Annotated in this window: 13 protein-coding genes; 8 read left to right on the plus strand and 5 right to left on the minus strand. The window is 46.0% G+C overall.

Annotated features, from left to right (window positions below; all coding sequences use genetic code 11):
* The first annotated feature begins 532 nt into the window (after positions 1–532).
* Positions 533–901 carry a 2Fe-2S iron-sulfur cluster-binding protein gene (locus tag JGK36_RS27010; RefSeq protein WP_293155842.1) on the plus strand — a complete coding sequence of 123 codons (369 nt, stop codon included), beginning with the start codon at positions 533–535 and terminating at the stop codon, positions 899–901.
* A 102-nt stretch (positions 902–1,003) separates the two neighbouring features.
* A complete protein-coding gene (locus JGK36_RS27015; protein WP_363319172.1) occupies positions 1,004–1,603 on the plus strand; it encodes a thermonuclease family protein in 600 nt (199 codons plus the stop codon).
* On the opposite strand, the gene JGK36_RS27020 is transcribed toward JGK36_RS27015, so the two are convergent.
* A complete protein-coding gene (locus JGK36_RS27020) occupies positions 1,604–1,729 on the minus strand; it encodes a hypothetical protein (RefSeq protein WP_293185885.1) in 126 nt (41 codons plus the stop codon).
* A gap of 171 nt (positions 1,730–1,900) precedes the next feature.
* On the opposite strand from JGK36_RS27020, the gene JGK36_RS27025 reads away from it, so the two are divergent.
* From JGK36_RS27025 to moeB, 6 genes are all read left to right on the plus strand, one after another.
* The gene (locus tag JGK36_RS27025) at positions 1,901–2,716 is read left to right on the plus strand and encodes an inositol monophosphatase family protein (RefSeq protein WP_293185887.1); all 816 of its coding nucleotides are present in this window, start codon (positions 1,901–1,903) and stop codon (positions 2,714–2,716) included.
* A gap of 102 nt (positions 2,717–2,818) precedes the next feature.
* The gene (locus tag JGK36_RS27030) at positions 2,819–3,763 is read left to right on the plus strand and encodes a tetratricopeptide repeat protein (protein WP_293198631.1); all 945 of its coding nucleotides are present in this window, start codon (positions 2,819–2,821) and stop codon (positions 3,761–3,763) included.
* Positions 3,764–4,081: 318 nt separating this feature from the next.
* Positions 4,082–5,317: an ATP phosphoribosyltransferase regulatory subunit gene (locus JGK36_RS27035; protein ID WP_293198632.1), complete on the plus strand. Its 1,236-nt coding sequence runs from the start codon at positions 4,082–4,084 to the stop codon at positions 5,315–5,317.
* Positions 5,318–5,637: 320 nt separating this feature from the next.
* On the plus strand, positions 5,638–5,865 hold the full coding sequence (locus JGK36_RS27040) for a ferredoxin family protein (RefSeq protein ID WP_293155824.1): 228 nt from the start codon (positions 5,638–5,640) through the stop codon (positions 5,863–5,865).
* A 207-nt stretch (positions 5,866–6,072) separates the two neighbouring features.
* Positions 6,073–6,552 carry a M67 family metallopeptidase gene (locus JGK36_RS27045; RefSeq protein ID WP_293198634.1) on the plus strand — a complete coding sequence of 160 codons (480 nt, stop codon included), beginning with the start codon at positions 6,073–6,075 and terminating at the stop codon, positions 6,550–6,552.
* Positions 6,553–6,631: 79 nt separating this feature from the next.
* Entirely contained in the window at positions 6,632–7,801 is a 1,170-nt protein-coding gene (gene moeB / locus JGK36_RS27050; RefSeq protein WP_293191584.1) for a molybdopterin-synthase adenylyltransferase MoeB, read from the plus strand.
* A gap of 142 nt (positions 7,802–7,943) precedes the next feature.
* On the opposite strand, the gene JGK36_RS27055 is transcribed toward moeB, so the two are convergent.
* From JGK36_RS27055 to JGK36_RS27070, 4 genes are all read right to left on the minus strand, one after another.
* Positions 7,944–9,458 (minus strand): hypothetical protein, encoded by a 1,515-nt coding sequence (locus tag JGK36_RS27055; protein WP_293198636.1) that lies wholly within the window; start codon positions 9,456–9,458, stop codon positions 7,944–7,946.
* On the minus strand, positions 9,445–9,804 hold the full coding sequence (locus JGK36_RS27060) for a hypothetical protein (protein WP_293185894.1): 360 nt from the start codon (positions 9,802–9,804) through the stop codon (positions 9,445–9,447). The genes JGK36_RS27055 and JGK36_RS27060 overlap by 14 nt, the downstream gene beginning before the upstream one ends.
* Before the next feature lie 234 nt (positions 9,805–10,038).
* Positions 10,039–11,742: a CHAT domain-containing protein gene (locus JGK36_RS27065; RefSeq protein WP_293201201.1), complete on the minus strand. Its 1,704-nt coding sequence runs from the start codon at positions 11,740–11,742 to the stop codon at positions 10,039–10,041.
* Between the two features lie 166 nt (positions 11,743–11,908).
* A partial coding sequence (locus tag JGK36_RS27070; protein WP_293201203.1) for a tetratricopeptide repeat protein occupies positions 11,909–12,295 on the minus strand: 387 nt, incomplete at its 5' end.

The following is a 12,295-nucleotide window of genomic DNA, read 5'->3' on the forward strand; positions in this document are numbered from 1 at the left end:
ATAAATTTGTTGTTTAATGTGGGTAGGGTGTCAAACGGGCGAGTAAAATTATCCTATCCTATGTCTCAAACGCATTCATATCAAGGATTTTGTCCCCCAAGTCCAATCTAAAATCTAAAATCTAAAATCCCTGTTAGGAACCTCAGCCGCGACGGCATGAGGCTTGGAAGAGAAATCAAACAAGCCGTTCTGACCAGCCTAAGTCTTAACTGACTACGTTTTTTGAGCCACGACACCTCGAGATGCGAAGCTAGTCTCTTGCTCTGTCGCTAGTGGTTAAACAGTTTTAAGGTCACTGAAACAGTGCCACTAGCCGAACAAGCTCTAAAAACATTGGCGAAGCTAACATTACCCCGAAAGGGAGGCTCAATTGAGCGAATTACTATGCGTACAGGATTGGAAAATTTGAAGCGGTAATTGTCCCGCCCAAAGTGCAATACAAAAGTACACCAAGTCAACCAATCCCAAGGCGATAGTAAATTCAAAAACGCAAAGCCGTCCTTTTAGGACGGGGTTTCTACCCATAATTTTGATGACTCGCTCCTACACAATTAAAATTCATAACAGACAAACGGGCGATCGCCACACTGTGCGAGTACCCGAAGACAGGTACATCCTGCAAAGTGCTGAAAATCAAGGCGTGGAATTGCCGTTTTCGTGCCGTAACGGCGCTTGTACAGCCTGTGCGGTGCGCGTCAAGTCGGGACAACTGCACCAGCCTGAAGCAATGGGACTTTCTGTGGAACTGCAAAAAGAGGGTTATGCGCTGCTGTGCGTCTGCTATCCGCGTTCCAATATTGAGGTAGAGACGCAAGACGAAGATGAAGTGTACGAATTGCAATTCGGCCGCTATTTCGGTAAGGGTAAAGTGAAAGTCGGTTTGCCGTTGGATGAAGAATGAGAGCAAATTTGGTAAGCTGTTGCGCCTTTGAATTGCTTGTTGGGGGCGGGCTAGAAGCCCACCCCACAAAAGAGTTTAATTGATTTTTGATACACAATTTAAATGCAAAATAGCTTCCCAATTCCCAATTCCCCATTCCCAATTCCCAATTCCCAATGCCCCATTCCCCATTCCCTATTCCCAATGCTGCTTTATCGGTTATTTGCGATCGCCCTTTGCGTGTTGTTAGCTAGCTGCGAAAAACCAGAAATGCCCCAAGGTACGATCGCCAAAGTAGAAAGGGCTATCAGCGGCCAAACAATCGAAGTTATCAGTACAGCCGACAAAATTGCCTTATTAGAGCAAATCAGGCTGATTGGGATTGATGCACCCGATTTAAAACAGCAGCCTTGGGGAGAAGCAGCGAAACAAAGATTAGAACAGCTAATTGGGGGGAAAGAGGTATTGCTAGAATCGGACATCGAACAGAAAGACCAGTTCGATCGCAAATTAGCCTATTTGTGGCAAGATAAAATTTTGCTCAACGAACTGCTAGTCAAAGAAGGTTATGTTTTGGCCTCGGTGCGATCGCGCAATACCAAATATCAACAGCGACTCGCCAACGCTCAAGAATGGGCGAGAGTCATGGGTAAAGGCCTGTGGAATCCAGAACGAGCTTTGCGCCAAACTCCCGCAGAATTCCGACAACAAAATCAGAAATAGTCAGTTGACAGTTGGCAGTTGGCAGTTGACAGTTGGCAGTTGACAGTTGACAGTTGGCAGTTGGCAGTTGTCATTCGGGATTATTGTTCCCTCTTCCGGCAGCATCTCACTTTTTGTAAAAAGCATTTTTTCTTTGAGTGCGAGCGTCCCCGCTCGCGTATTGTAAATACGCGAGCGGGGACGCTCGCACTATAAATACAAAACTGAGATGCCTCCCCTCTTCCTTTCGCGGTTCGTTCTTACTTCTTACTTCTTCCTTCTTACTTCTTCTTCTTCCTTCTTCGTTCTTACTTCCCAATGATAGACAATCAACTCCAAAACTACTTAGAAATAGCCACCGAAGCAGCCCTCGCCGCTGGTTCCGTACTGCAATCTTTCTGCGGCAAATTAGAAAATGTTCAAGAAAAAGGCCGATCGGGCGATTTAGTCACAGAAGCCGACAAAGCCTCTGAAGCCGTCATCTTAGAAATTCTGGGTCGCTTCGTACCCGAACACGCCATCCTCGCTGAAGAATCGGGCAAATTAGGGGATGCAACTAGCAAATACCTGTGGGCGATCGACCCTTTGGACGGTACAACTAATTACGCTCACCAATATCCTTTTTACGCTGTGTCGATCGGACTTTTAATCGACGGCATACCACAAATTGGCGTAATTTACGACCCTTTACATAACGAATTGTTTCGAGCTGGTAAAGGATTGGGCGCAACTTGCAACCGTAAGCCGATCGCAGTTTCGCAAAGTTTAGAATTGAGAACCAGCTTGCTAGTGACTGGCTTTGCATACGATCGGCGCGAAACAGCAGACAATAACTATGCCGAATTCTGTCACCTCACCCACCTCACCCAAGGCGTGCGGCGCAGCGGTTCCGCAGCCCTAGACCTCGCACATACAGCCTGCGGGCGATTGGACGGATACTGGGAACGGGGACTCTCCCCTTGGGATGTAGCAGCCGGTGTACTCATCGTTTCTGAAGCCGGAGGTGAAGTTACAGCCTATGACGGCGGTGCCTTTGAGATGAGCTCGGGTCGGGTTTTGGCGACAAACGGCAAAATACACGCCGAACTCAGCGGTGCATTGCTTTCAGTTCCGCCCTTATCTTCCTGGAGGTAGCGCTTCGACAGCAAGGACTCAGGGATAGTACGGGGGTCACAACCCCTGAAGTCAAGCTACATTAAAGAATAGTCAAAAGTCAGGAAAGCGAGAGTAAAAGTTATGTCTTTTGAAATGACAAAAGGGCTGTTCAAGTACGACTTTACAGATCAGCACGCAATTTTGGGAATTCCCCTAGACGCAGAGTTTAACGACATCCGCAAGCGCTACATGAAAATCGCCCGCCGCTTGCATTCGGATACTTGCTCTTTTGAAGACCAAGCGGATAAAGAGTGGGCCAACCAATTTTTGTCAAAAGTGGTCAATCCCGCCTACAACAAATTCTCTAAGGAAAGCGATCGCAAAGAATACAACCTGCTATTAGCAGCTATCGCCAAGCGCGTTGCTAAAGAACAAGCAAAAATGCAAGTCGAAAGCGCAGCAGCCAAAGAGTTAGCTACCGCTAAAGATTTGGAAGAAGCTTATAAAACAGCAGTTGGCAAACTCGCTCTCAAGCAGTACGAGTCGGTTCAAGAAACCCAAGATGCGATCGATCAAATTAGCGAACTGAACATGGTTTACCTGCTGCGAAAAGAGCGCCTTGGCGGTGTGGTTTCTGCCGGTTCACCCCCAAAAGCCACAAACCAAACTGCAACAGCAACCCCAGCAGCAGCAACTCCCGCCGCAACTCCTGCGACTGCAACTCCTGCCGCCGCACCGCCACCCAGAGTCCCAGCATTCAAAGACTCGCTGGCCGATCAATCTTGCATCCGAGCCCAAGGATTCATGGACAGCAAAAATTATGCCAAAGCAACTTTGGAGTTGAAAGAAGCCCTGAAGCGCGAACCGAAACACAGCAAAGCTCACGGTTTGTTAGCAATGTGTTACTTTCAACAAAATCAAGCCACAATGGCAAAACTTGAGGTGCAAAAAGCTTTGGCATCAAATCCTGAAGAACCGACGGCTTTGGAGGTTAAGAAAAAGCTGGAACAAGCTTCCGCAAAGGATAAAAAAAGTGAGGGGAAACCGGGATTTTTTGCAAGTTTGTTTGGCGGGAAGAAAAAATGATAAGTTGTCAGTTGTCAGTTGTCAGTTGTTCAGTTGTCTGTTTTGAATCATCGTTGAAAAGATAATACGGCGGTTTCAAGCGCCCGGTCTTCCGATCCCAAGCGTATTGTTGATACTTTAATTTGTTAAAGTCGAATGTTAGGGTGGCGGCGTTCGACTTTAACAAGGTGTCTTAAAGGCAAGCTTCTAAGTCCAATCAAATACGATTTTCAATTAAAGAATGGGGAATAATTGACTGGTGAGAGTTGGGAACTTGCCTGAAGTGGCATTCTTTTGTGAAATTGGTATAGAATCTAAGGTCTAAAATCTAAAATTGATATGGTTCACCAACCCCCATCGGGTGCAAGAGATTTATTGCCCCTTGACGTTGCTCAAAAAATTGCGATCGAACGGCGCTTGCAGCAGGTGTTTCACCGCTGGGGCTATCACCGGATTATTACTTCTACTCTAGAGAGGCTGGAGACGTTGATGGCTGGGGGCGCGATCGACCGATCGACCTTAATTCAACTCCAAGACGCTGAAGATGGAGAACTCGGCTTGCGGCCAGAATTGACAGCATCCATCGCCCGCGCGGCTGCAATGCGGATGTCCGGGACAAATTGGCAGCCCCAGCGCCTCTACTACAACGCCAATGTCTTCCGCAAAGGCCCGGATACGGGTTCAGGCGGGCAACAGGAGTTCTATCAAGCGGGGGTAGAACTGCTGGGCGCGGGCGGGAGCGTTGCGGATGCGGAAGTGCTGCTGCTGCTGTCTGAGTGCTTGCAAAACTTAGAAATTGATGACTGGCATTTGGTGCTGGGAGAAGCGGGCTTAACTGCAACTTTGCTAGAACCGTTTGGGCCAAACGTGCGCCAAAAAGTGCGCGGCGCGATCGCCAATCTCGATCGCATAGCTTTGGAAACTTTGCCGCTGTCGGACGAATTGCGAGAAAGAGCTCTGCTGTTGTTTGACTTGCGCGGCAAGCCAGAAGATGTATTGGAGATTGTGGCGAAGCTGGATTTAGATGTGCCGCAGCAAGCAGCGTTAAATGAACTCAAAAGTGCGATCGAACTGCTGGAAAAATGTCAAGCAAAAATCCCCAATCTGAAATCTCACATCCACCTCGATTTGAGTTTAATTCAAACCTTTGACTATTACACTGGAATAGTGTTTGAAGTTGTCAGCAGCAGCAAAAGCGGACAGCGAGTATTAGGACAAGGCGGACGGTACGACCAACTGCTAGGACTGTTCGACCCGCAAGGGCAAAATTCCCCCGGCATCGGGTTTTGTCTGAATATTGAAGATTTGCACCAAGTTTTGTTGACAGAGGGTCAATTGCCCACAGAAACAGCAGCTAGCGAATGGTTGGTAGTGCCTCAAACACCGGAAGCGGCGGCGGCGGCCTTTGATTATGCCCGCCAACTCCGAGAGTCTACTCCCCTAGTGCGGGTGGAGATAGATTTGGAGAGTCGGGAGACAGAGGAGGCTGCTAGAGACTACGCGCGCGATCGCAGAATCGCTCAAATTGCTTGGGTAAATGCCGAAGGCGTCCCAACAATTGAAAAGGTAAACTAGGATTTGTTTGAAACGTAATTCCTAAAATCGTGTCCAACAAATTACCAGCAATAAAAACGGTTCGTAGTGAGGACTTCAGTCCGCAAAAAACCAAAAGAATCAAATTCTAACCAGGTTCGTAGTGAGGACTTCAGTCCGCAAAAAACCAGAGGACTAAAGTCCTCACTACAAACCAGTTTGATCGTGAGGACTTCAGTCCGCAAAAAACTAGAGGACTAAAGTCCTCACTACGAACCAATTGTACTGCTCTAGTTAGAAAGACATGATATAATGTCTAATCCAAAATCCCAAATCTAAAATCTAAAATCTAAAATAGAAACATGGCGCACACTATCGTTACAAATATCTGCGAAGGAGTTGCTGATTGCGTCGGCGCTTGTCCAGTTGCTTGCATTCATCCCGGCCCTGGCAAAAATGTCAAAGGTACTGATTGGTTTTGGATTGATTTCGATACCTGCATAGACTGCGGCATTTGTTTGCAGGTGTGTCCAGTCGAAAATGCGATCGTCCCAGACGAACGGCCAGAATTGCAACAAACTCCAACTTAATAGCAATTTAGGGCTAAATAGCCAAAGACTTACGCACGGGCTATCAACCCGGTTTCTTCCTAAATTATTCGTTAATAAACTCAAGATTTATGAAAAGAAACCGGGCATATTTAACATTAGTTATATATAAAAAATTCCCTTCCCTTCTCCTCTCTTCCTTCGCGTCCTTAGCGTCTTCGCGGTTCGTTTAAAAAAGCCTACAAGAAAATGCAAAATATCGCACTTTCCCCCGAACAAATATTATCAATCCGCAGCCACGGCGAAAGCGCTTATCCAGAAGAATGCTGCGGTTTATTGTTAGGTACAATCACTGACGATATTAAAACTTTAGTAGAAGTTTGGCCGGCTGACAATGCTTGGAGTGCCCAAGCCCAGGAGAATTGGCCCGAACAAACAGGATTGACAGAAAGACGCAGATATGCTATTAAGCCTGAAGATATGTTGCGGGCGATGAAACACGGGCGCGATCGCACTCTTGATATTATCGGCATATATCATTCTCACCCGGATTGTCCGGCAGCGCCCTCGGAGTGCGATCGCAAAATGGCATGGGCCAAATACTCTTACATCATCGTATCCGTGCGACAAGGCAGTTCAGAAGACCTCCGCAGTTGGAGTCTTGACGCAGAGGGCAACTTTCAAGCAGAGGAAATTATCGCGATCGAACCGACTCAGATTAAGAAATAATTACTAAACATAACAAACACGTAAAAATGCGAAAGATTCAGATAGGATGTAATTCAAAATCGGCGTATAACAGAATATCATGCTAAATCCTAATCTGGACGAGATCCAGCTCAACAAACAAGAATACGAACGCTACTCTCGCCACCTCATCCTGCCAGAAGTTGGATTGGAAGGGCAGAAGCGTCTCAAAGCAGCCAGCGTGCTCTGCGTCGGTACGGGAGGACTCGGTTCGCCGCTGCTGCTGTATTTAGCAGCCGCAGGTGTTGGCCGCATTGGGATTGTAGACTTTGATGTTGTAGACCATTCCAATTTGCAGCGCCAAGTAATTCACGGCACTTCTTGGGTTGGGAAGCCGAAGATTGATTCGGCGAAAAATCGGATTTTAGAAATCAATCCTTTTTGTCAAGTTGATTTGTACGAGACTCGCGTTAGTTCCGAAAATGCGATCGCCATTGCCACTCCCTACGATATCATTATCGATGGTACGGACAACTTTCCGACTCGCTATTTAATGAACGACGTTTCCGTGCTTTTGAACAAGCCCAACGTCTACGGTTCCATCTTCCGATTTGAAGGACAAGCAACAGTTTTCAACTACGAAGGCGGCCCGAATTACCGCGATTTGTACCCAGAACCCCCGCCTCCTGGGATGGTTCCTTCCTGTGCCGAAGGCGGCGTTCTAGGAGTTTTACCTGGGGTAATTGGCTGCATTCAAGCCACGGAAGCTATCAAAATCATCTTAGGTCAAGGTACAACTTTGAGCGGCAGATTGTTGCTGTACAACGCCTTAGATATGACATTCCGTCAGTTGAAATTGCGACCGAATCCAATACGTCCGGTAATTGACAAGTTAATCGATTACGAACAATTCTGCGGCATTCCTCAAGCTAAAGCCGAGGAAGCAGAACAACAGAAAATTCCTGAGATGACTGTCACCGAACTTAAAAAATTAATCGACAGCGGCGCCAAGGATTTTGTATTGTTGGATGTTCGCAATCCTAACGAATATCAAATTGCTCAAATTCCTGGGTCAGTTTTGGTTCCATTACCGGATATCGAACACGGCGCAGGTGTTGCGAAGGTCAAAGAATTGTTGAACGGACATCGCTTGATTGCACATTGCAAAATGGGCGGCCGTTCTGCGAAGGCCTTGGGCATCTTGAAGGAAGCCGGAATTGAGGGAATTAATGTTAAGGGCGGGATTACTGCTTGGAGTCAAGAAGTAGATTCGTCTGTTCCTCAATATTAAATTACTTTAAAGGCGATTAGAATTCACGGCGATTGGAAATCGCGGCTACACAAACGATGTCCACCTCCGTGGACGAAGAGGTAAAATCTTCAACCCGCGGAGGCGGGTTTCGTCTGTGTAGACGCGGTTTCAACCGCCGGGTTTATTTAAATTTAGCCCGAATATTCTTGAAATTTGCGCCCAACATCACCAAACCCCAAACCACAACTCCCGCGCCGATACTAATCAACAATACCAACACAAAAGAATTAATTCCCACCTTCAGGAAAGGCAAAGCAATTACCTGATTCGGCTGATCTTGTTTAATTAAATAAGGAGAACTACCAGAGACTATTCCGGCGACTCCCAAACCAAAGCCGACAGCTTGAATCGTGACTTCTAATTTTGCATCGCGATAAGCTTCTTCAATGGCGACAACTCCTCGAATTGCTTCCATTGCTTTGTCTAGCAAGCCGGTGCCGTGGCTGAAGTAGCCTAAGTCACCTTTGATTTGTGCTTGAAACTGCGGCGAGGTTTCTTTGCTGAATAATTCGAGAAAGCTTAAATCACAGTCACTTTCATTGTATTTCTTCCGGGATTTTAAGTCAAGACTTATTTGATATAATTTATCTTGGTAGTTTTTGGCGTTAATTGCGATCGTATTTTGCCGAAATTCCAAGTCCATCAGCAACCGGGCATACTTGACAGCGCGCGGCGGCATCTCGATTGTCTGACGTTCCAGGCGTTCTAATTCCTCTTCCTTTAAGCCTGCACCTTTCAATTGCCGCTGCTGGGCTTCGTCTTGCCGCAAATAATTAAAAGTCGCGTCGATATTGAGCTCAATTTGTTTGTATTCCTCGCTAATCACCCGGTAAAGTTTCCGGGTATCGCGATAGGCGCGGAGAATCTTATTGCGGTACAAAAATAACTCGACAAAATCGCTGTACCGCGTCTCATCCCAGATTTCCTCAGTTGCAGAACTGCTGAAAAACCAGACTATAATGTGGTACTCAGTATCCTGGCGATTGGGATCGCCGTATTCTAAAATTGGGCTACCGAATAACTCGCCTTGACGGTAAAAATTCGGCTGCTTGTCACCGCAAATAAACTTTTCTAGACACTGTTGGGCTAAACCTTTTAGAAACTGCGAATCTTCCCGCGCGGCCTGGTTTTGTTCGACACTCAGCCAAGCTGTAAGCAGCAAAGTTTGACCGAAATAGCTTTGCACAAAATCGGGCAGCAAGCAGTTATCGGGATTAAATTCTTTGAAGATGGTAACATCGACAGCGGGCGTTTTTATATTGTTAACTTTTTCGGGGACGCGAATTTGCAAACCCAAAGCATAGCTGTCATCAATCCGCAGCGGTTGGGCGAAACCTTTGAGGCTAATTTGCTGGTTGTCAAAGGAAATATCCTTAGCAAAAGCGAGAGAATTTCGACCGCCGACAACTTGTTTGTTAATTAGTTCAACTCGCCATCCGAGAGGTTCATCTTTTTTGGGTAAATAGCTGCCGTTGAATGCTTTACCGACTGCTAATTTAGTTTGCAATATCTCGTTGCACTTTTCCCACAGTTTGGTTAATTCTACAGGAGAACTCGACTCTGTTTCTGAGGGTTTGCAGAGGTGATAGGCAAATAGATAGACATTGGGGGCATAGATTTTACTATTTTGAGTCATTGTCTTTATCTAATTTCTGTGCATCTAGTTGTTGAAGTTTTTTATAAGTTTCTTCAATGTCTTGACGCAGAGTTTGAGTAGTATTGGTTAACATTTGCTGTGTGGTTGCAGTGGGTTCACCGGCATCCTCGATTTCTTTCCGCGTACAATCTCTTAATGTATCTCCCAATCCATGATGGGCACACCACTTGCTGATAGTCATAGCAATGGGAAATAATTCATCATCGGCTGATTCTGCTATTTCTGTATCTAGTTTCGGTAAATCTTGCCATGCTGTGGGCATGAAAATGCTCGGATTTTCGCGCAACCATTTGAAGAAGACAATGATAACTTTTTCGGGTTCCATAAAACAATTCTCCGTTAATAAAATGTCAGGGTTGGTTGGGTGGGGGCGGGTTTTTGTGATTTTCTGGTCGGAATCAAAGATGGTTGGTGAACCCGCCCCTACGGAATTGGGTAAGACAATCATACATCAAGAATACCCAAATTTGTAGGGGCGGGTTCGCCGACATTTGTATCATCCCATCCCCAAATTCATAAACCCGCCCCCACCCATCGCAGATATCGAAAAACCTGTTTCCTAATATCCAGTAGCACAGAATGCCGCCCAATACTTGGGATGACTAAAAGGCCGTTCCTCTAGCGATGATACTAACCACAGTTCCACACTTTGCCCAGATTTTTTATCTAAATTTAAGGATTTCACCCAAACTCCAAAATCCTCCTTGGTGACGGCGCGCATCCAGTTTTGGGCGGCGTTCAAAGCGACTGCGACTGAAACTTTCGGTAGCAATTCCTGATAAAATTTTATCATTAAAATCGCCGTCGCAAAATCATCGACTGACCACAATGTGCTCACAACATTCATACTCCCAGCATACAAGAAGCCGCTGGGTAAACCAATGTACTCATCAGTCATTTCTGTTGAACTGGTTAACCCAGTTTCGCAGGCGGAGAGTGTCACGAGATTGCACTTACTTAACTCTAAATCGGCAAATATTTCTCGCAAGGTTAGGCATTTTTCGGGGATGGCTTTTCGCCCGCTTCGCATTGTCACATAGCGGCTTTCTGCATCTGTCTCGTTATTTTCCTCGATGGAATCGGCTAGGGCGAGAAGGGACAGCAGCGGATAGTCAAAGTTAAAGACTCCGTGACATGAAAAGTGGATATAGCTAGCATTGGAGAGGTTTTTGAGGTTTTCGTTGAAAGCGATTTTGGTAGCTTGTTGTTTGATTAAGATATCATGGGTGTCGAATCTTTGTTTGATGATTTGTACTTCCATATCGGCGTTCGATAAATCTTCGGTGGGATTCTGAATCGCAAATAATGGCTGAAGTTCGGGGGCGGGAGATGTGCGGGTTTTGATGCGGTTTTGTACGAGTTCTAATAGTTGCAAACTGGGGGCGTATTTCACGCCGCTGGGGAAGCAGTCTAGGAGGTTTCCGCAAAATTCGGTTTGTTGAGTGAACCGGGTTTGTGATGTGAATGGTAGGGCGTGGAGGGGGAATAAGTGCAGGTAGCGGTGAGGTACTAATATTAGTTGACGGCAATGATTGGGAATTGTGGCGACTATCTCATCTAGCAGCAAGATTTCGGAGAGTTTTTGCAGTTTGGCGGATAAGGTTTGTTGCCAGATTTTTTGTTTGGCTTTGTCGCGGTATTCGTTGAGATAGTTGTTTTTCCAGGTTTCTAATTCGGCTATTTCGGTTGTGGTATATGTGACTAATTCTATGTTGTTGTGGGTGATGATGAATGCAAATCCCCCCGTAGGGGCGGTGGATGGTGCGTGCCCGCCCCCGCCGATGTACCATTCTATAATTGCGGTTTCGGTGTCTAAGGTTTGTTGGAATTCGGGGATGTCTATGGGTTGGATTTTTTGAGTTAGTTTGAATTCTGGTTCTCGCTGTTTGAAGATTTCTAGGTATTGTTCTAGTTGCTGTAATGCTGTTGCCAAATTATCTTGTTGTTGTTGAGGGGATTGTTGGAGGGAGGCGATTTGGCGGCGCAGGTTTTGGAGTTGCTGTTTTTCGGTTTGGGTGGCTGTTTTGGGATAGATTTCGCTGTTGGTGAAGAGTTCGACTAGGTAGCGGGATTTGCTGCGTTCGATTGTTTGAACTGCTTTGTGATATTGTTGGTGATTGATGCAGGATTGCATCATTTTTTCGTAGATGTTGAGGTTTTCTTCGATAATTTCTCGTTTGCGGTTTTCGGAGGCTATCCACTCGCGGCTTTGTTCGACTGCTTCGATGGCTTTTTCGTAGCCGAATATGGCGGTTTCCCACAAGTTTACTGCTAATGCTAAATCGCCTAAGTTTCGCCCTGTTTGCAGACAGTCAAGAGGTAAGGTGGTAGGAGTCCGAACTTGTAAAGCAGCTTGATAACATTCGATCGCCCGTTCGATATTCTCTCCTCTATCGAACTTGATTCTGTCACTGTAAGCACTTCCTAAATTATTTTGTGTAAACTTGTAAAGCAGCTTGATAACATTCGATCGCCCTTTCTAAATTATCACCTCTGTTTACCCATATTTGATCACTGTAAATAATTCCCAAATTATTTTGAGTCATTGCCCAATCTTGGGGCAAAGCATCGCGAGTCCGAACTTGTAAAGCAGCTTGATAACATTCGATCGCCCGTTCGATATTCTCTCCTCGAACGAACTTGATTCTGTCACTGTAAGCATTTCCTAAATTATTTTGAGTCGTCGCCCAATATTGGGGCAAAGCATCGCGGGTGTAAACTTGTAAAGCAGCTTGATAACATTCGATCGCCCGTTCGATATTCTCTCCTCTATCGAACTTGATTCTGTCACTGTAAGCACTTCCTAAATTATTTTG

Source organism: Microcoleus sp. PH2017_35_SFW_U_B (assembly GCF_020737865.1).
Taxonomy (GTDB): Bacteria; Cyanobacteriota; Cyanobacteriia; order Cyanobacteriales; family Microcoleaceae; genus Microcoleus.